The 19,730-nt window shown below is 45.4% G+C and carries 16 protein-coding genes; 12 read left to right on the top strand and 4 right to left on the bottom strand.

Annotation, left to right across the window (positions count from 1 at the left end):
* Positions 1-20: 20 nt before the first annotated feature.
* On the bottom strand, positions 21-1,001 hold the full coding sequence (locus GOL65_RS06475; RefSeq protein WP_130590726.1) for an arabinose ABC transporter substrate-binding protein: 981 nt from the start codon (positions 999-1,001) through the stop codon (positions 21-23).
* A 400-nt stretch (positions 1,002-1,401) separates the two neighbouring features.
* Between GOL65_RS06475 and GOL65_RS06470 the strand changes: the two genes are divergently transcribed.
* The 4 genes from GOL65_RS06470 (at position 1,402) to GOL65_RS06455 (ending at position 6,205) form a co-directional block, all read left to right on the top strand.
* Complete coding sequence (locus GOL65_RS06470; protein ID WP_140919379.1) at positions 1,402-3,078, top strand: ribulokinase; 1,677 nt, start codon at positions 1,402-1,404, stop codon at positions 3,076-3,078.
* Positions 3,079-3,135: 57 nt separating this feature from the next.
* Complete coding sequence (gene araA / locus GOL65_RS06465; RefSeq protein ID WP_140919378.1) at positions 3,136-4,638, top strand: L-arabinose isomerase; 1,503 nt, start codon at positions 3,136-3,138, stop codon at positions 4,636-4,638.
* Between the two features lie 167 nt (positions 4,639-4,805).
* Positions 4,806-5,501 carry an L-ribulose-5-phosphate 4-epimerase gene (gene araD, locus GOL65_RS06460; protein WP_140919377.1) on the top strand — a complete coding sequence of 232 codons (696 nt, stop codon included), beginning with the start codon at positions 4,806-4,808 and terminating at the stop codon, positions 5,499-5,501.
* 251 nt (positions 5,502-5,752) lie between these two features.
* Entirely contained in the window at positions 5,753-6,205 is a 453-nt protein-coding gene (locus tag GOL65_RS06455; RefSeq protein ID WP_140919376.1) for a hypothetical protein, read from the top strand.
* A gap of 135 nt (positions 6,206-6,340) precedes the next feature.
* Here the strand turns inward: GOL65_RS06455 and ampG are convergent, their stop codons facing one another.
* Entirely contained in the window at positions 6,341-7,837 is a 1,497-nt protein-coding gene (ampG, locus tag GOL65_RS06450) for a muropeptide MFS transporter AmpG (RefSeq protein WP_140919375.1), read from the bottom strand.
* Positions 7,838-7,881: 44 nt separating this feature from the next.
* On the bottom strand, positions 7,882-8,463 hold the full coding sequence (locus tag GOL65_RS06445; protein ID WP_140919447.1) for a lipoprotein: 582 nt from the start codon (positions 8,461-8,463) through the stop codon (positions 7,882-7,884).
* 465 nt (positions 8,464-8,928) lie between these two features.
* Here GOL65_RS06445 and bolA point away from each other — a divergent pair, with 465 nt between their 5' ends.
* From bolA to GOL65_RS06405, 8 genes are all read left to right on the top strand, one after another.
* Complete coding sequence (gene bolA, locus GOL65_RS06440) at positions 8,929-9,240, top strand: transcriptional regulator BolA (RefSeq protein WP_140919446.1); 312 nt, start codon at positions 8,929-8,931, stop codon at positions 9,238-9,240.
* A 315-nt stretch (positions 9,241-9,555) separates the two neighbouring features.
* Positions 9,556-10,860, top strand: coding sequence for a trigger factor (gene tig, locus GOL65_RS06435; RefSeq protein WP_140919373.1), 1,305 nt, complete (start codon positions 9,556-9,558; stop codon positions 10,858-10,860).
* A 102-nt stretch (positions 10,861-10,962) separates the two neighbouring features.
* Positions 10,963-11,610 carry an ATP-dependent Clp endopeptidase proteolytic subunit ClpP gene (gene clpP / locus GOL65_RS06430; protein ID WP_130591009.1) on the top strand — a complete coding sequence of 216 codons (648 nt, stop codon included), beginning with the start codon at positions 10,963-10,965 and terminating at the stop codon, positions 11,608-11,610.
* 139 nt (positions 11,611-11,749) lie between these two features.
* The gene (gene clpX, locus GOL65_RS06425; RefSeq protein ID WP_130591008.1) at positions 11,750-13,021 is read left to right on the top strand and encodes an ATP-dependent protease ATP-binding subunit ClpX; all 1,272 of its coding nucleotides are present in this window, start codon (positions 11,750-11,752) and stop codon (positions 13,019-13,021) included.
* A 223-nt stretch (positions 13,022-13,244) separates the two neighbouring features.
* On the top strand, positions 13,245-15,632 hold the full coding sequence (lon, locus tag GOL65_RS06420) for an endopeptidase La (RefSeq protein WP_179038198.1): 2,388 nt from the start codon (positions 13,245-13,247) through the stop codon (positions 15,630-15,632).
* 187 nt (positions 15,633-15,819) lie between these two features.
* Positions 15,820-16,092, top strand: coding sequence for a nucleoid-associated protein HU-beta (gene hupB, locus GOL65_RS06415; RefSeq protein ID WP_108901814.1), 273 nt, complete (start codon positions 15,820-15,822; stop codon positions 16,090-16,092).
* Between the two features lie 244 nt (positions 16,093-16,336).
* The gene (ppiD, locus tag GOL65_RS06410; RefSeq protein WP_140919371.1) at positions 16,337-18,223 is read left to right on the top strand and encodes a peptidylprolyl isomerase; all 1,887 of its coding nucleotides are present in this window, start codon (positions 16,337-16,339) and stop codon (positions 18,221-18,223) included.
* A gap of 167 nt (positions 18,224-18,390) precedes the next feature.
* The gene (locus tag GOL65_RS06405) at positions 18,391-18,768 is read left to right on the top strand and encodes a ComEA family DNA-binding protein (protein WP_140919370.1); all 378 of its coding nucleotides are present in this window, start codon (positions 18,391-18,393) and stop codon (positions 18,766-18,768) included.
* A gap of 71 nt (positions 18,769-18,839) precedes the next feature.
* Here GOL65_RS06405 and queC read toward each other — a convergent pair whose 3' ends face one another.
* Positions 18,840-19,529, bottom strand: coding sequence for a 7-cyano-7-deazaguanine synthase QueC (gene queC, locus GOL65_RS06400; RefSeq protein WP_140919369.1), 690 nt, complete (start codon positions 19,527-19,529; stop codon positions 18,840-18,842).
* Positions 19,530-19,730 lie beyond the last annotated feature (201 nt).

The following is a 19,730-nucleotide window of genomic DNA, read 5'->3' as shown; positions in this document are numbered from 1 at the left end:
ACCATCTGCCCAATGGACAATTACAGTCCTTTCTTTTGCAACTCAACTTTGAAGTTTTCGCGAGTAAGCAGTACTACGTCGGTAACTTCAGTGAATTTAGCTGGTTCAACACCTTTGGTTTCCCAGTTGTAGAGCATTTCAATACTCTTATAACCATGTACGTCCGGGCTTGGTAACAATGAACCATAGAAGCCAGTAGCGTTAGCTTTTGACAGCTCGTTTACCGCATCCACACCGTTGATACCAATACCGATAACGTTTTCAGGTTTGAAATTCTGACCTTCTGTTGCTCGTACGCCACCCAGAATGGTGTTGTCGTTAAAGCCAACAATCAGCCAGTTTTTCACTTCCGGATGCTGCACTAACATGGAGTTAGCCGCATCAAAAGAACCCGGGATATCGTTTGATTTGCTTGGTACCTGATAAATTTGTTTCTCAGGGAAGCCAGCAGCCTTCAACGCATCCATAGAACCCGAGGTGCGGCGGCGAGCAGTATCCAGTTCGTTAGAAGTAATCGCCATCACCCCTGTTTCAGCGATGTTCCACTTACGTTTGGTCATCTCTTTCCATAGTTCTTCCCCCTGACGCTCACCAATTTTGGTGGCAGCCATCATGACCAGAGGAACCGTATCCATCGGTTTACCTTTAGCGTTAACGAACTGGTCATCGACGGTGATAACTTTCAGGTTGTAGCTTTTGGCTTTAGCAATAATTGCCGGCCCTAATTTCGGGTCTGGAGTACAAATAACAAAACCTTTTGCTCCATTAGCTGCCAGACTATCAATCGCGTTTAGGGTTTTTTCGCCGTCCGGAACGGCAATTTTGATTACGTCAAAACCGAGATCTTTACCTGCTTTATCAGCAAATGCCCACTCGGTTTGGAACCAAGGTTCTTCAGGTTGTTTAACCAGAAAGCCGAGCTTCATCGTTTCAGCGATAGCTGAATGTGACATAATTGCCGACAATCCTACAACAGCAAGGGCCTTAGTAAATTTATGCATATGTTCTATCTCTCCTGTACTTGGTCTATATAGCCTAATTGGCTGTATTTATGATATTGACTCAGCGAGATCTACTATTGTTATAACAACGGATTTTTATTTAACACGCTTACTGACGCTATTTTTAAGCCTGTTGATAGAGAATCCATAACAAAGTGGCGTAAGTTTTAACGTTTATTCGATATGATTTTTTAGAGCGCCATCACAATTGAGAATTACAGCAAGATCGTTCATATATTCAGTGAAAAAGTGATGCATTTTGATTTTGAGGTAGATCATACTCCATCTTAAGAAAGCAAGATTGTGCATATTTCTAGCTAATGCATCCTCGCCGATTTGATGGGATTTTTTTATGGTATCCCCAAACAAAAATCACCATTAATTCGTATATGAGGTTTTTATGTCAAAAGGCGCTATTGCTCTTGGGCTTGACTTCGGTAGTGACTCTGTTCGCGCTTTGGCTGTTGACTGCATAGAAGGCTCCGAGATTGCAACCGACGTCGTCTATTACCCGCGCTGGAAGCAGGGGCTATTTTGTAAACCATCTGATAATCAGTTCCGCCACCATCCTCAGGACTATATTGAGTCTATGGAGCAGGCGATTAAAGCCGTGGTCGCTATGCTGACACCGGAACAGCGCAAAAGCATTGTAGGTATTGGTGTTGACACTACGGGTTCAACGCCGGCGCCAATTGATAATGAAGGTCAGGTGTTAGCGCTGCGTCCTGAGTTTGCAGATAACCCGAATGCTATGTTTGTGTTATGGAAAGATCACACCTCTATTGAAGAAGCGGAAGAGATTAACCGCTTGTGCCATAGCGGCAAGTTTGATGACTACACTCGCTATATTGGTGGTGTTTATTCATCGGAATGGTTCTGGGCCAAAATTCTGCACGTTTCCCGGGCGGATGCGGCTGTACGCAGCGCGGCAACCTCCTGGGTTGAGCTGTGTGATTGGGTTCCTGCATTGTTAAGTGGTACTCAGGCTCCAACTAATCTTAAACGCAGCCGTTGTGCCGCAGGCCATAAAGCATTGTGGCATATGGACTGGAATGGTTTGCCACCGCGCGACTTCTTACAGGCATTAGATCCTATTCTGGTTAATGACCTGACCTATCCAATGTTTACTGAAACTCACACTGCTGAGAAACCGGTAGGGCAAATCACTAAAGAGTGGGCTGCACGTTTAGGTCTGCCTGAAAACGTGATGATTTCTGGTGGTGAGTTTGACTGCCATATGGGCGCAGTGGGAGCAGGTGCTCAACCCTATACGCTGGTGAAAGTGATAGGGACTTCTACTTGCGACATCCTGCTGGCGGATTATCAGCTGGTGGGTGACCGTGCCGTTGCAGGCATTTGTGGTCAGGTGGACGGTAGTGTTATTCCGGGCCTTATCGGGATGGAAGCCGGGCAGTCTGCATTTGGTGATATGTATGCCTGGTTTAGCCGTTTGCTGTCATGGCCATTGAATCATGCTGCAGAGCAGAACCCTGAGTTAGCGCCAGCGCTGAAGCAAATCGAATCTAATTTATTACCCGCGCTGACTGAAGCCTGGGCTCAACAAACCTCATTGGAGAAGCTACCGGTGGTACTTGACTGGTTCAACGGCCGCAGAACGCCATTTGCCAACCAGCGCCTGAAAGGTGTTATCACAGATTTAAATCTGGGTACTGATGCCCCAACCCTGTTTGGTGGATTTATTGCTTCTACGGCATTTGGTGCCCGAGCCATTATGGAGTGTTTTATCGATCAGGATATTCCTGTGGAAAACGTACTGGCATTAGGCGGTATTGCCCGTAAATCTCCGGTAATTATGCAAGTTTGTACCGATGTCATGAATCGTCCGCTGCAAATCGTTGAATCCGATCAGTGTTGTGCTCTGGGTGCCGCTATTTTTGCTGCGGTTGCCGCGGGTGTTCACGCCACAATTCAGGATGCTCAGCAGCATATGGCCAGCCCAATTGAGCGCACGTTGACGCCAGATCCACAGCGTGCTGAGCAGTATGAAAAACTTTATCAGCGTTATCAGCAATGGGGCAAAGTCGCAGAGCCTTGCTATGCGGCTAAAGCCGAATAATGCGGTACTACATTTTGAATTGGCCTGCTGAAAAGCAGGCTCTCTATAGGAGTTTATATGAACGTCTTTAATCAGTTAGAAGTTTGGTTTGTTATTGGTAGTCAACATCTGTATGGGCCAAAAACACTGCAACAGGTGAGTCAACAGGCTCAGGAAGTGGTTGATGGCTTAAATAAGCAAGCAGGATTACCGATCAAGTTAGTGATCAAACCTCTGGCGACCACGCCGGATGAGATTATAAACCTGTGCCGGGAAGCGAACTACGCGCAAAGCTGTGTGGGTATCGTTACCTGGTTACACACTTTCTCTCCAGCCAGAATGTGGATTGCCGGTTTAAGTCTGCTGGAAAAGCCGTTATTACAACTCCATACCCAATACAGTAATGAAATTCCATGGGGCACCATTGATATGGACTTCATGAACCTGAACCAAACTGCCCATGGCGGCCGTGAGTTCGGTTTCATTGGTGCACGTATGCGCAATGAGTACACCGCAGTAGTGGGTTCATGGAAAGATAAAGAAGTACACCACAAGCTGGACCGCTGGATGCGTGTTGCTGCTGGTATTTATGAAAGCAAAAACCTGAAAGTTGCTCGCTTTGGCGACAACATGCGTGAAGTAGCGGTAACGGAAGGTAATAAAGTTTCTGCACAAATCAAATTTGGTTATGCGGTAAACGGCTATGGCTTAGGGGATTTAGTATCAGTCGTAGATGCCATCTCTAAAGGTGAGATCGACGCGCTGGTTGAAGAGTATGAAGCTACCTATCGTCTGACTGATGTGGTTAAAGTCAATGGGGCAAAACGTAGCAACCTGTTGGAAGCGGCCCGCATTGAACTGGGCCTGAAGAAATTTCTGGAGCAAGGTAAGTTTGGTGCTTTCACCACCACGTTTGAAAACCTGTACGGTTTAAAACAGCTGCCGGGATTATCGGTACAGCGCCTGATGCAACAGGGTTATGGCTTTGGTGCCGAAGGTGACTGGAAAACCGCAGCGTTGCTGCGCATTATGAAAGTCATGGCCAGCGGTATGAAAGGGGGGACTTCCTTTATGGAAGACTACACCTATAACTTCGCGGCGGGTAATGACCTGGTATTAGGTTCTCACATGTTGGAAGTTTGTCCGTCTATCGCCAGCGAAGAGAAGCCATTGCTGGATGTCCAGCATCTGGGTATCGGCGGTAAAGACGATCCAGCTCGTTTGATCTTCTCTGCTCCGGCAGGACCAGCGCTGAACGCCAGCCTGATTGATATGGGCGATCGCTTCCGCCTGCTGGTAAATACGGTTGATACCGTTAAACCACCACATGACCTGCCTAAGCTTCCGGTAGCTCATGCAGTCTGGAAAACTCATCCATCACTGGATGTGGCAGTTGAAGCCTGGATTCTGGCTGGTGGTGCGCACCATACCGTGTTCACTCAGGCGCTGGATGTCGAGCATCTGCGTATCTATGCTGAAATGTGCGGCATTGAGATGCTGGTGATCGGTCAGGACACTGAAATTCCGGCATTTAAGAACGAGATTCGCTGGAATGAGGTTTATTACAAGCTGTGTCGCTAAGCGATATCTGGTGATAAACAAAACACACGTTGATGAAAATGGGTGTTTGAATTGAAAGAGTAATAAAGCTAAGCCCTCAGGCATAACCGTCTGGGGGCAATCCTCTTTCAGTAGTGAGCTGAATTTAACTGCTAATTTAGAAAGAAAAGATTAAAAGGCAAAAGAATATGTATCAGCAACTGAAGAAACAGGTTTTAGAAGCTAATCTGGCGTTACCTCGTCATAATTTAGTGACCTTTACCTGGGGAAATGTTAGTGGAATCGATCGTGAGCGCGGAGTGATCGTGATTAAGCCGTCAGGTGTTGAATATGAACATATGACTGCTGATGATATGGTGGTAGTGAGTCTGGAAAGTGGAAAAGTTGTAGAAGGCAGCAAAAAGCCTTCATCAGATACCGAAACTCATCTGGCGCTGTATCGGGCATTCCCTGAGATTGGTGGAATTGTGCATACTCACTCTCGTCATGCCACCATTTGGGCACAGGCCGGACGTGATTTACCCGCATGGGGAACCACCCATGCAGACTATTTCTATGGCCCGATTCCGTGTACCAGAAGAATGACACCGGCAGAAATAGCCGGGGAGTATGAGCTGGAAACGGGTAACGTTATTATCGAAACTTTCAAAGTTCTGGGTATTAGCGCTAAAGATATTCCGGCAGTGTTGGTGAACTCTCATGGTCCTTTTGCCTGGGGAACCGATCCAGATAATGCGGTACATAACGCCGTGGTACTGGAAGAGATTGCCTATATGAATCTGTTTACCCGCCAGCTAGCGCCTGATTTAGGTGAAATGCAGCAAGAGCTGTTGGATAAACATTATCTGCGTAAGCATGGTAAGAATGCTTATTACGGGCAGTAAAATTAACTACATCTTGAAGCACCCACCTATTGTCAGGGTGCTTCCCATCTATTTATCGTTTGGCTTATCAAGAAAATTATTTTATATAATCTTCAGATGTTATTACGTTACTAATCACCAATCCTGAATAATTCTATTGATATTACTGGTAAATCTATTATTACTGGCAATGTTATCAGCTGTAGCTATCCTGTTTTCCTATTACATTGGCGCAGGCATACTGAAAATCTATTAAAAATAGTAGAGTAATTATGAAATTGAATAAAAAAGGTTTAGTTATATTGAGTATTGTATTGCTCATTATTTTCTATTTCAGTCGATTGGCCCCAACAATTTATTTACATAATAATACTAACAAAGATTTATATATCTATACGATGCAGCACACAGGCAGTATGGAGCCAACATTAGAAGAGTTACAGCAATTAAAACGAATCAAAGTTATTAGGCCAAATGAACAGTTATCACTACCTGTTTCAACATCTTATTCAGAAGATACTGAGTTATTTTCAAAATGGAAAATAGGCTCTCAATCAGGAGGTGGCGGCAGTATCATTGCGCTTATTAATGATTCAAAAGGGGGTTGTGCTATTGATATCTTCATAAAAGAGAATTCAATAGAGGTAATAGATAAAGAGGCTATTTACTGCACTCAAAAAGTATTGATTTCTCAAAAAACGATCGGGGATCAAATCGTAGAATAGTTAAACCAATCTCAAAATTGTCAGGATGATGAAAGGATTGGATGTAATTGCGAGCGTTTTGAAATTTATTATCAATATGATAATAAATGTTTTTATTATAGATTTTAGAACACCTGTAATTCAGGTGCTCTAAAGTTATTCTATGCTTTTAGTCACTTCTGATGATTCTTTCCTGATGGATTTATAATCCAACCAGCAGCCTATCAATATCCCCATCAGGCACAGCAGGCCACCAATATTTAGTAGCGCTTCTTTTATATAATAGAGAGAACTGAATTCAGTTGCGGACTCGAACAGCAATACCAGCCATGCCCCCAGCATAATTGCACCGGCGATAACTAATCGAATTGCCAACTGGTACTGACGGGAAAAATGTATTCTGGGCATAAAGCTATCTGTCTGTTGGGTATGTTCCAGAGTCTGACGACATACCGCCAGCAACAGCAATCCGGGAACTGCCATTACAATGGTAAACAGATAGAACAGCGGCCAGTTGTAATGCTCAACAAACCAGCCTGCAACCGGGCCAACGTAAACACGCCCAACAGCAGATAACGCTGAGAGTAGGGCAAACTGAGTGGCAGAGAATGATTTATTACACAGGGTCATCAGCAGAGCAACAAAGGCTGCGGTACCCATTCCCCCACACAGATTCTCAAAGAAAATTGCGCTGCCCATGGTGATAATGTTTTTATCGGTCACCGCCAGAATCCAGTAACCAAAATTGGATACCGCCTGCAAAATACCGAACAGCATCAGCGAGCGAAATAACGTTAGCTTTTGCATCAGAATGCCGCCAATCAGCACGCCAATAATTGTGGCAAACAGGCCCAGCGTTTTATTTACCAGACCCACTTCGCCAGCGTTAAAACCGACGCCGCGAATCAGGAACGTGGTACTCAGGCTCCCGGCGAAGGCATCACCCATTTTATACAGCACAATCAGTAACAGAATCAGCCAGGCATTATTACGACCAAAGAAATCTTTTAATGGCTCAACTACCGCCTGTTCAATGGTTTTAGGCGTAGAGGTTATGGTTTCAGGTTCTTTTGCCCATAACGTGGCAATAATACCGATAACCATCAACAGCGCCATCAACCAGTAAGTTGCGCGCCATCCCAGATAGTAATGAGCAATCCACAGGGCCAGTCCGCCAGAAACTAACATGGCTAAACGATAGCCTAATACTGAGATAGCCGCTCCGTTTCCCCGCTGCTCTGCTGGCAGAACATCGGTTTTATAAGCATCAAACACAATGTCCTGAGAGGCGGAGAAGAAGGCAATCATTACCGCCAGTGCTGCCATTAACCATAAATCGTGCTGAGGATTCAGGCAACCAATGGCAAAAATCAGAATAACCAGTGCAATCTGAGTTAGCAGCATCCAGCCACGACGACGGCCAAGCAATGGCAGGCTGTAGCGGTCCATTAAGGGTGACCAGAGAAACTTGAAAACGTAAGCTTGCCCGACTAAAGAGAAGAAACCAATGGTGGTTAAATCCAGACCAGCTACAGTCATCCAGGCTTGCAGAGTGCCGGAAGTTAAGGCCAGAGGCAGACCGGATGCAAAACCAAGCAATAGCAATACCGCGGTATTACGCTGAGTAAACGCCTTAAAATAATAATTAGTCATAGAATCAGAAACCCCTGCCGGTTTGAGCAGGGATTAGTACTGGATTAACTACGCGCATTTTGACGGATAAAGTCGCTGATGCTGGTATCCTGCGCCATTTCATTAATCATATCGGTGAGGGCCGCATTGATAACATCTTCGATGTTCTTATTGCTGGCGGTGAAGGGCCCTTTGGTATTGTGAGTCGTACGGAAGTTTTTAGTTTGTTGCTGGCCATTTTTTGCCTGGCTGACAATCGAGATATCCACTTTAGTAACGATGTTATAGCGCAAGTCACCTTCCTGAACATCGGCGTACAGATTATTGATAATGATCTGTACGTTAACGCTACCTTCAGGACCTACCATATAACCACGGGCACGCAGTTGTTTCTCCAGCGCTTCCTGTAGCAAGAAACGCATATCTCTTGACGGAGTTAAGGTTAACAATTGACCATCGCGATTCACTTTGGCTAAAGCGCTATCCTGGCGCTGGTCTGCACTGGTGATACTGATAGTTGCTCCCATCAGCGATGGATCTTGCTGAGGAAGGTTCATGGTTGGGTTGATGTTTAATGTGTTATCTGAACCGGCACAGCCGGCCAGAATAAATAGCGCCATTAATGGAAACAGAATACGCTGTGGCAGAGTCATTTTTTTCACGGTAAACCTTTTAAATTCAATTTATTATCCATATACCGCTTCGATGATAGTATTATCAGCTAATACCTGAGCCTAATCAGAGGTCAGAGCGGCTTGTGAGTTGGTTTAGTCACCTGCATTGTCAATCATACTGCCGAGATAAACCGTGGTACAAATAAGACCGGCGCCTATCATATCATTGCTCTGGTGATGGGGAAGAGGGGAAATGATAATATCGCGCAGGTTAATGTGTTTTTTTGTGGATGGTTGCCTGCGGTCAGGTCGATTGCCGATTCAGATGAGGTTATGTAGATCGGATAACGCTGTTTTGCGGTGGAATGTGATTTTAATAAAAGACCACTTTTCTCGGGCAAAATGACCGATGCTGTACTTTAATTGCAGGGACAATAAAATGTCGATGCTGAATAATGCAAGAATTAATCATCAGGAAGTAAGTTGGGTAAGTCAATCATGATGCAAGAGATTATCAAAAGTAAGTTAGCAGTGCTGAAGCCGCTGTTCATTGAAGTAGTCAATGAAAGCTATCAGCATAATGTGCCTGTGGGTTCAGAGAGTCATTTTAAGGTGGTGATTGTCTCTGATAGTTTTGCCGGGCAACGTCTGCTGGCCCGCCATCGTGTAATTTATCAATTGCTGGCTCAAGAGATGCAGCAGCCAATCCATGCGCTGGCTTTACATACCTATACGCCTGACGAGTGGCAAAAACAGCAGGATTCAGTGCCAGATTCACCCGAATGTCGTGGCGGTAGCCGTTTTTCATAACGATTGAATCAAAATGGAAATCGAGTCTGATATCCATAAAAATAGGGCAATAACCGTCGGTTGGGTAAAGTTTCGGGAACTGAATCACGATTTATCTGGTACTAACCCCCTCTCTTTTCTCGACTCATCATCAATGCGCGGCTATAATGCTGCGTCTAATTTTCCGGACTTTATTCGGGATGCTTCCGACAATAAGGGATAGGGTACCGTAAGCGCGGCCGTCCCGGTCTTAAGAATCGTTTTCAAATTTGCCTGTGCAATATTGAAAATCGCTTCTGGAGTTGACCGAGCACTGTGATTTTTTGAGGTAACAAGATGCAAGTTTCCGTTGAAACAACTCAAGGCCTAGGGCGCCGTCTATCAATCGCTGTTGCGGCTGACGTGATTGAAGAAGCAGTAAAAAAAGAGCTGGTAGATATTGCCAAGAAAGTACGTATCGACGGCTTCCGTAAAGGAAAAGTACCAATGAACATTATCGCTCAGCGTTATGGTGCTTCTGCGCGCCAGGACGTGCTGGGTGAACTGATGCAGCGTCATTTCATTGATGCCATCATCAAAGAAAAAATCAATCCAGCAGGCGCACCGAAGTATGTACCGGGCGAATACAAGCTGGGTGAAGACTTCAGCTATGCCGTAGAGTTTGAAGTGTATCCGGAAGTAGAACTGAAAGACTTAAACACCATCGAAGTTGAAAAACCAGTGGTTAACGTGGGCGATGCTGACGTTGAGACTATGCTGGATACTTTACGCAAGCAGCAAGCAACCTGGAAAGAAACTGATGACCAGGCTAAAGCCGAAGACCGCGTAACTGTAGATTTCACCGGTTCTATCGACGGTGAAGAGTTCGAAGGTGGTAAAGCATCTGATTTCGTTCTGGCCATGGGCCAGGGCCGTATGATCCCAGGTTTTGAAGAAGGCATCGTGGGTCATAAGAAAGGTGAAGAGTTTACTATCGATGTTAACTTCCCTGACGATTACCATGCAGAAAACCTGAAAGGTAAAGCGGCTAAGTTCGCTATCGTTCTGAAGAAAGTTGAAGAGCGTGAGCTGCCAGAATTTACTCCAGAGTTCATTTCTCGCTTTGGTGTTGCTGATGGTACGTTGGATGGCTTAAAAGCCGAAGTTCGTAAGAATATGGAACGTGAGCTGAAAGGCGCTATCCGTAACCGCGTTAAGACTCAGGTTATCGACGGTCTGATCAAAACCAACGAAGTTGACGTTCCTGCGTCACTGGTTGATGGTGAAATCGATGTACTGCGTCAACAAGCGGCACAACGTTTTGGTGGCAACCAACAGCAAGCGATGGAATTACCTCGCGAACTGTTCGAGGAGCAAGCTAAACGTCGTGTTGTAGTGGGTTTACTGTTAGGTGAAGTCATTCGTAAGCATGAACTGAAAGCTGACCAGACTCGCGTTAATGCACTGATTGAAGAAATGGCTTCTGCGTATGAAGATCCACAAGAAGTAATTGAGTTCTATAATAAGAACAGCGAACTGATGAACAACATGCGCAACGTTGCTATGGAAGAAGAAGCAGTGGAAACTCTGCTGTCTAACGCTAAAGTAACTGAGAAAGCCATGTCATTCAGCGAGCTAATGAATCAGACTCCAGCTGCATGATAATGCTTTGAGAGCAGACAGAAAGTTGACTTAGTCGCTATTCTTCTGCAAATATGGCTCGGAGGCTCTGTTTCCGGGCCATTTTTCTATCAGGAGACCCCAATGTCCTACAGTGGCAAGTTAGATAATTTTTCATCAGATATGGAACAGCCTATGGCACCTCACATGGCGTTAGTACCAATGGTGGTTGAGCAGACTTCCCGGGGAGAGCGTTCTTACGATATTTTCTCTCGTCTGTTAAAGGAACGTATCGTTTTCCTTAACGGTCAGATTGAAGACCATATGGCTAATCTGATTGTGGCTCAGTTACTGTTTCTGGAAGCTGAAAACCCGGAAAAAGATATTTTTATGTATATCAACTCACCGGGCGGCGTAATTACTTCAGGCATGTCTATTTATGACACCATGCAGTTTATTAAGCCGGATGTCAGCACGATGTGTTTAGGTCAGGCTTGTTCAATGGGTGCATTCCTGTTAACGGCTGGCGCAGCGGGCAAACGTTTATGTTTACCGAATGCTCGCGTCATGATCCATCAACCATTAGGCGGCTACAGAGGCCAGGCTTCAGACATTCAAATTCATGCGGAAGAGATCCTGAAGATCAAAGCCAAAATGAATCAACTGATGTCCCATCATAGTGGAAAGCCACTTGAAGATATCGAGCGTGATACCGATCGTGACAGATTCCTGTCCGCTCAGGAAGCGTTAGAATACGGTTTGATCGATGAGATCGTTACCTCAAGGGTATAATCATTATCCCTGACATTGAGTCTATTTAGCGCCTACACTTATATAAACAGGTAGGCGGCAATAGCTGCCGAATATTGGTATGCGTCAGGGAAAGTGAAGCAGGATGCACAAAGAAAGTTTAAATTTATGAGGTTTACTGATGACAGATAAGGGCAAAGACGGTTCAGGAAAGCTGCTGTACTGCACCTTCTGTGGTAAAAGCCAGCACGAAGTTCGCAAGTTAATCGCTGGTCCGTCAGTGTATATCTGCGATGAATGTGTCGACTTATGTAACGATATTATTCGCGAAGAGATTAAAGAATTAATCCCACACAGAGAGCGCAATGCACTGCCTACACCACATGAAATCCGTCAGCATCTTGACGATTATGTGATTGGGCAAGAGCAGGCTAAAAAGGTTCTGGCGGTTGCGGTTTACAATCACTATAAGCGTTTACGCAATAGCGATAGCAGCCAGGAAGTTGAATTAGGTAAAAGTAATATTTTGCTGATTGGCCCAACGGGTAGCGGTAAAACATTACTGGCGGAAACGCTGGCACGTTTTCTTGATGTGCCATTCACTATGGCGGATGCAACCACATTAACCGAAGCAGGCTATGTGGGTGAAGATGTTGAAAACATCATTCAAAAGCTGCTGCAAAAATGTGATTACGATGTTGAGAAGGCTCAGCGCGGTATCGTTTATATCGATGAAATTGATAAAATTTCTCGTAAATCAGACAATCCGTCCATAACCCGTGATGTTTCCGGTGAAGGCGTACAGCAAGCGCTACTGAAACTGATTGAAGGTACCATTGCGGCCGTTCCTCCACAGGGTGGACGTAAACATCCACAGCAAGAGTTCTTACAGGTTGATACTTCTAAGATTCTGTTTATCTGTGGTGGTGCGTTTGCCGGGCTGGATAAAGTTATCGGTATGCGTATTGAAACCGGTACTGGTATCGGCTTTGGTGCGACAGTGAAAAAAGCATCCGATAAAGCAACCGAAGGCGAACTGTTTAAGCAGGTTGAACCGGGTGACTTGATTAAGTACGGTTTGATTCCTGAGTTTATCGGTCGTCTGCCGGTAGTGGCTACGCTGGGTGAGCTGGATGAGCAGGCGCTGATTCAGATTCTGAAAGAGCCTAAAAATGCGTTAACCAAGCAATATCAGGCGTTGTTCCACCTTGAGAATGTTGAGCTGGAATTCCGTGATGAAGCGCTGGAAGCCATCGCTAAAAAAGCAATGTCGCGCAAAACCGGTGCTCGTGGTCTGCGTTCAATTGTGGAAGCTGCATTGCTTAACACTATGTATGACATTCCTTCTATGGAAAATGTCGATAAAGTGGTAATTGATGCGTCGGTTATTGAAAATAACACCGATCCACTTCTGATCTACAGCCAGGCTGAAGCTCAGGCGTCAGGTGAGTAACTGATAAAATCATCGTCAGTTTTCAATAAAATTCGGTTGAGAATGGCGTTGTAACCAGTAAAAAGAACAGGGGGATAATATCCTCCTGTTTTTTTATCTTTATCTACCGTTGAATGTAATTGAATAGTCCCCATATACTCTTTCATGTACTACGTTAATAACGTATCCCCCCATTTCCGTTAATGTTTTTTAGTTGGCGGAAAACGAACAAAGAGAGAGCTCTATGAATGCTGAGCGTTCCGAACGCATTGAAATCCCTGCGCTGCCACTAAGAGACGTAGTGGTTTATCCACACATGGTTATTCCACTGTTTGTTGGAAGGGAGAAGTCTATTCGTTGTCTTGAGGCGGCGATGGATCAGGATAAAAAAGTTCTGATGGTCGCACAGAAAGATGCCACCATGGATGATCCTGGTGTTAACGATCTGTTTTCGGTGGGAACCGTTGCCTCTATTTTGCAAATGCTGAAACTGCCTGACGGTACGGTAAAAGTACTGGTTGAGGGTTTACAGCGTGCCCGTATTACTATGCTGGCCGATAACGGCGAGCATTTCTCTGCACAGGCAGAATACATGCCGAGTGCCAGTATTGATGAGCAGGAGCAGGAAGTTCTTATCCGTACTGCTATCAATCAGTTTGACGGTTATATTAAGTTAAACAAAAAGATTCCACCGGAAGTACTGACTTCCCTGAACGGAATCGAAGATCCTGCCCGTCTGGCGGACACAATCGCTGCACATATGTCACTGAAACTGAGTGACAAGCAAACCGTGCTGGAAATGGTTGATGTCGGTGAACGTCTGGAATTCCTGATGGCGATGATGGAGTCTGAAATCGACCTGTTACAGGTTGAGAAGCGTATTCGAAATCGCGTTAAAAAACAGATGGAAAAAAGCCAGCGTGAGTACTATCTGAATGAGCAAATGAAAGCCATCCAGAAAGAGCTGGGTGAGATGGACGATGCGCCAGATGAGATAGAAACCCTTAAGCGTAAAATTGAAGCGGCAAAAATGCCGAAAGACGCACGGGAAAAAACCGAAGCCGAGCTGCAGAAGCTGAAGATGATGTCGCCAATGTCCGCTGAAGCCACTGTTGTACGTGGTTATATTGAGTGGATGCTTCAGGTTCCATGGAATTCCCGCAGTAAAGTGAAAAAAGATCTGAACAAAGCACAAGAGATTCTGGATACCGATCATTACGGCCTGGATCGGGTCAAAGATCGTATTCTTGAATATTTAGCGGTTCAGAGCCGGGTTAGCAAAATTAAAGGGCCAATTCTTTGCTTAGTTGGACCTCCGGGCGTAGGTAAAACGTCACTGGGCCAATCTATTGCTAATGCGACAGGTCGTAAATATGTGCGTATGGCGTTGGGTGGCGTGCGTGATGAGGCCGAGATTCGTGGCCACCGTCGCACTTACATTGGTTCAATGCCGGGCAAGCTGATTCAGAAAATGGCCAAAGTTGGGGTGAAAAACCCGCTGTTCCTGCTGGATGAAATCGACAAAATGTCTTCCGACATGCGCGGTGACCCGGCTTCTGCTTTGTTAGAGGTTCTGGATCCGGAACAAAACGTAGCGTTCAACGATCATTATCTGGAAGTGGATTATGATCTGTCCGATGTTATGTTTGTTGCGACATCTAACTCCATGAATATTCCAGCGCCACTGTTGGATCGTATGGAAGTGATTCGTCTGTCGGGCTATACCGAAGATGAGAAGTTGAATATCGCTAAACAACACCTGTTGACCAAACAGCTTGAGCGTAATGCGCTGAAGAAAGGTGAGTTGACGCTGGATGATTCAGCGATTGTTTCTATGATTCGCTATTACACTCGTGAAGCAGGGGTTCGTAGTTTAGAGCGTGAAATCTCCAAAGTTTGTCGTAAAGCAGTGAAGACCTTGCTGATGAACAAGAGCATAAAACATATCACGGTAAACGCAGATAACCTGAAAGAGTTTTTGGGTGTTCAGCGCTTTGACTATGGCCGTGCGGATAATGAAAACCGCGTAGGTCAGGTAACCGGGCTGGCATGGACTGAGGTAGGCGGTGACTTGCTGACTATCGAAACCGCCTGTGTACCGGGCAAGGGTAAGCTGACTTATACTGGTTCGTTGGGTGAGGTTATGCAGGAGTCCATTCAGGCTGCGCTTACTGTTGTGCGTGCTCGTGCTGAAAAACTGGGTATTAACGGTGACTTTTACGAGAAGCGTGATATCCACGTTCACGTACCGGAAGGTGCAACGCCGAAAGATGGTCCAAGCGCCGGTACTGCCATGTGTACTGCGCTGGTTTCTTGCTTAACCGGAAACCCGGTGCGTGCAGATGTTGCTATGACGGGTGAGATTACACTACGTGGTCAGGTTCTGCCAATTGGGGGCCTGAAAGAGAAGTTACTGGCAGCTCATCGTGGTGGAATTAAAACCGTGCTGATTCCGGCAGAAAATAAACGTGATTTGGAAGATATTCCGGAAAACGTCATTGCCGATCTGGACATTCATCCGGTAGAACGCATTGAAGAAGTGCTGACGCTTGCGTTACAAAATCCACCGTTTGGCGCTGCGCCAGTAGCTGTAAAGAAGGCTGCGACGGCGGCAAAAGCATCAAAAAAGTGATGTAGAGCAAATATTCTTGATAAAACTAGGGCTGGCAAGGGATTTCTCTCTTGCCAGTTTTTTTATGTACCGTTAAATTAGTGCGCAGGCTGACTTGCTATCGCTTGTTTTGCTTGATATAACAGCAGTGGCGTCGTATCCCTATCGATGATCAGGGACGACAATTTATCGTAAAGGGGATTTTATAGTGAACAAATCACAACTGATCGACCAAATTGCTGCGGGAGCAGATATTTCTAAGGCTGCAGCTGGCCGCTCATTAGACGCAATTATTGATGCAGTAACTGACGCGCTGAAAAATGGCGATCAAGTTTCTCTGGTTGGTTTTGGTTCATTTGTTGTTCGTGAGCGCGCTGCCCGTACTGGCCGTAACCCACAAACTGGCAAAGAAATCAAAATTGCAGCTGCAAAAGTTCCGGCATTCCGCGCAGGTAAAGCGCTGAAAGACGCCGTTAACTAAGATTTTTTGGGTTTTTGCCATGTAAGGTATTACCTTAAGGCAATGAACTGATAGAATAGAGGCGCATCAAATGATGCGCTTTTTTTACGCCTTTTTTTGAAGGTTAATATAAACTTATAGCCATCTGTCAGATAAGCAGTAATTCTGACAGTAAACATATAGCCCGTTGGTAAATCGTCAGATGGCGGTCAACCATATCTATGTTTCATGGTTTAGCCCTATTACAGCGGAGAGTTGTCACCCTATGATGGACAATCTACGCGCGGCCTCGAATAGTGTCGTGCTTAAAGTTATCCTTGCTTTGATTATGCTATCGTTTGTTTTGACCGGCGTGGGTAGTTACCTGGTTGGCGGTTCAAACTCTTACGTTGCCGAAGTAAACGGACAAGAAATTGATCGCGCCCGGTTTGAGCAGTCGGTCATGAATGAACGTGCTCGTTTACAACAACAGCTTGGTGAACAGTTCTCTCAACTGGCTGGCAATGAAGCATATGTGAAGCAAATGCGTCAGCAGGTGCTTAACCGCATGATTAACGATCTGTTACTTGACCAATACGCGGCCAAAATTGGTATGGCGATTGGTGACGATCAGGTTAAAGTTTCTATTCAGTCATCTCCTGAATTCGCGACTGATGGTAAGTTTGATAACAGTAAGTATCGTGACTTATTAAATCGCTTCCAGATTGCCCCTGAACAATATGCAGAAATGACGCGCAAACAATTGCTGAGTCAGCAACTGCTGGCGGCATTTGCCGGAACTAATTTCTCTCTGCCGGTTGAAACTGAATCCGTTGTGGCGTTGATTCAACAGCAACGTGATATTCGCGTTGCCAGTATCGATATGAAAGCGCTGGAAGCCAAAGCTGAAGTTACCCCGACGGCAGCGCAAGTTAAAGCATTCTACGATCAGAATAAGAGCCGCTTTACTGCCCCAGAAATGGCCCGGGTTAAATATATTGAAGTAGATGCGGCTAAACTGACTGACGATATTAAAGTGAGCGATCAGGAAGTTGCGGATTTTTATGCTAAGAACAAGCCGCTGTATATTCAGGCACCTCGTTCCAGCTACAGCATTATTGTGCTGTCTAAAGAGAGTGATGCTAAAGATGTATTAGCTCAGCTAAAAAGCGGTGGTGATTTTGCCGCATTGGCAAAAGAAAAATCACTGGAAAAAGATTCTGGTGCTAAAGGCGGTGATTTAGGTTGGCTGGAAGCAGCGGCCGTGCCTGATGATATTGCTAAAGCAAAATTAACCGAAAAGGGTCAGCTGTCTGATGTAATTCACTCTGATATGGGATATCTGGTTGTACGTCTGAACGATATTCAGGCTGCAAAAGAAAAACCGTTGGAAGATGTGAAAGCTGAAATTACTAAAAACCTGTTACAGGATAAGTCTTATAACAAGTTTGAAGATATTCAGACCAAATTGATGGATGGTGCAGCCAGTAATAACCTGTCTCTGGATGCAGCAGAAAAATCGTCGGGCCTGAAAGCGGTAGAAAGCGGCTGGTTGTCTCGTGACAATATGCCGAAAGAGCTGGCTTATCCTGAAGTGGTTCAGGAAATTTTTGGTGGCGATCTGTTTGGTGTGAAAGGTGCTCCTGGTCCTAACTCTGACTTGATTACCGTAGAAGGGGATCGTGCATTTGTTCTGCGTATTGTTGAGCATCGTCCGGAAGCCGTGCAGCCGTTTGAAGAAGTGTCTGCTGACATCACCGAGTTGCTGAAACGTCAGAACGTAACTAAGATGGCGCGTGAACAAGCAGACCAACTGGTAGCTGCACTGAAAACCGATAAAGGCGATGAAGCGCTTCAGGCCGCCAAAGTTAAATTTGGTGATAAGAAAGTGATTACCCGTATGTCTGATGATGCCCAACTGGCCGAGAGCGTATTTGCGCTACCGCTGCCGAAAGATGGTAAACCTTCATACGGTGTATCCAGTGATAAGAACGATAATATCGTTTTAGTTGCGCTGGACGCGGTTCATCCTGGTCAAATGGATGCTGCATCATTAAAAGCATTTAGTGCTCAGATGGCTAATCAGGATAGTGGTGTGGTATTAGATGCTCTGATCAGCAATCTGCGTCAACAGGCAAAAATCAAAATGGGTGATTTAGCCAACGTACAGTAATCTGTGCGGCATGCATCGCATTTATATGTAACGTCTCATCATAATTAAAGGCCGCTTTCGCGGCCTTTTGCATATCTGAAATCCTTGGGTTTAACTGAATTACAGGGGCGGGCAATCTGTTATGACTGTGACCATAAGGCACAGCTTAATAATCAAAGGATATGTATATGAAAAAATCAGTTCTGACTCTACGCCAATGCCTGTTTCTCGGCGCGTTGTTGCTACCGCTTAGTGGCCCGGTTTTTGCTGATAAAGCGCTGGTGAAAGAGAGTGCTCCTCCGACATCGGTAGTAACAGCACCAGCGCCAGAAATGGTGAACGCTGGTAAAGGGAAAAAAGGATTAGATAACGCTCAGGTAAGTATTAACCAAGCCACAGCGGAGCAACTGGCAGAAGTGATGTTAGGGATAGGGCTGAAGAAGGCGCAGAGTATCGTCAGTTATCGGGAACAGCATGGGCCTTTTGCCAGCATTGAACAGCTTCAGGAAGTACCCGGTATTGGTGCTGCAACCATTGAGCGTAACTTAACGCGCCTGAAGCTTTAAGTTTTATAACAGGCTAGTGAAATAACACAACGACACCACGCCTGTATAACGTGGTGTCAATCAAAAGACACTTAACTTAATGCCAGTTTGCTTTTTAACTGCACCATAACCTGCTGGCGATTATCCTGATAAGTTTTTAACCCATTAGCACGCAAATGACAGGCCGGGCACTCACCACAGCCATCACCCTGAACGCCGTTGTAACAGGTCAGAGTTTGGTGGCGGATTAACTCCAGTTTGCCGTAATAATCGGCCAGAGCCCAGGTTTCAGCCTTATCCAGCCACATTAACGGGGTTTCAAATTTCACCGGATAGTCCATACCTAACGCAACCGCATGGTTCAGTGCTTTAACAAATTCATCTCGACAGTCAGGGTAGCCGGAAAAATCGGTTTCACATACGCCAGTAATTACTGTCTGCGCTTTGATCTGATAGGCATAAATTGCCGTGAGAGTCAGAAACAGGATATTTCTACCGGGTACAAAGGTGTTAGGGATACCATCATCCACACTGACAGGAACGGGAATGTTATCGCGAGTTAAGCTGCTGATAGCTAATTGATTCAGTAAGCCTGTATCCAGCACTTTATGAGCGGTGGCTCCAAGTTGTTTAGCCAGCGTTCTGGCTACATCAATTTCAGCCTGATGACGTTGCCCGTAATCAAAAGTGACGCAATGAACTTCGTCATACTGTGTGAGTGCCTGAATCAGGCAGGTTGTAGAGTCCTGACCACCGCTAAAAACAACCACCGCACGTTTCATAATCACTCCATCAACTGTTTCTGTCTGTTATCCCTGCAATCGGGGAAATAGCATATACATTCAGGGTATTCTTCATTACATTGTTCTGGATTGTCTGACTGACAATATGGCAAATATAGTGATATCAGGGATACCCATCATCTGAAAAGCAGCTAATAATAGTGATTCGTCGGTGATGTTGCCATGTTTTATTATGGATAG

This window comes from Limnobaculum xujianqingii, assembly GCF_013394855.1.
In the GTDB taxonomy this organism is placed as follows: domain Bacteria; phylum Pseudomonadota; class Gammaproteobacteria; order Enterobacterales; family Enterobacteriaceae; genus Limnobaculum; species Limnobaculum xujianqingii.
This window is presented reverse-complemented; position numbering and strand designations above follow the sequence as displayed.

Excerpts from the sequence above, each read along its gene's own strand:
- GOL65_RS06405 (WP_140919370.1), top strand. The coding sequence starts at position 18,391 with ATGAAAAAATCAGTTCTGACTCTACGCCAATGCCTGTTTCTCGGCGCG.
- araA (WP_140919378.1), top strand. The coding sequence starts at position 3,136 with ATGAACGTCTTTAATCAGTTAGAAGTTTGGTTTGTTATTGGTAGTCAA.
- clpP (WP_130591009.1), top strand. The coding sequence starts at position 10,963 with ATGTCCTACAGTGGCAAGTTAGATAATTTTTCATCAGATATGGAACAG.
- ppiD (WP_140919371.1), top strand. The coding sequence starts at position 16,337 with ATGATGGACAATCTACGCGCGGCCTCGAATAGTGTCGTGCTTAAAGTT.
- araD (WP_140919377.1), top strand. The coding sequence starts at position 4,806 with ATGTATCAGCAACTGAAGAAACAGGTTTTAGAAGCTAATCTGGCGTTA.
- ampG (WP_140919375.1), bottom strand. The coding sequence starts at position 7,837 with ATGACTAATTATTATTTTAAGGCGTTTACTCAGCGTAATACCGCGGTA.
- GOL65_RS06470 (WP_140919379.1), top strand. The coding sequence starts at position 1,402 with ATGTCAAAAGGCGCTATTGCTCTTGGGCTTGACTTCGGTAGTGACTCT.
- tig (WP_140919373.1), top strand. The coding sequence starts at position 9,556 with ATGCAAGTTTCCGTTGAAACAACTCAAGGCCTAGGGCGCCGTCTATCA.
- clpX (WP_130591008.1), top strand. The coding sequence starts at position 11,750 with ATGACAGATAAGGGCAAAGACGGTTCAGGAAAGCTGCTGTACTGCACC.
- lon (WP_179038198.1), top strand. The coding sequence starts at position 13,245 with ATGAATGCTGAGCGTTCCGAACGCATTGAAATCCCTGCGCTGCCACTA.
- bolA (WP_140919446.1), top strand. The coding sequence starts at position 8,929 with ATGATGCAAGAGATTATCAAAAGTAAGTTAGCAGTGCTGAAGCCGCTG.
- GOL65_RS06455 (WP_140919376.1), top strand. The coding sequence starts at position 5,753 with ATGAAATTGAATAAAAAAGGTTTAGTTATATTGAGTATTGTATTGCTC.
- GOL65_RS06475 (WP_130590726.1), bottom strand. The coding sequence starts at position 1,001 with ATGCATAAATTTACTAAGGCCCTTGCTGTTGTAGGATTGTCGGCAATT.
- queC (WP_140919369.1), bottom strand. The coding sequence starts at position 19,529 with ATGAAACGTGCGGTGGTTGTTTTTAGCGGTGGTCAGGACTCTACAACC.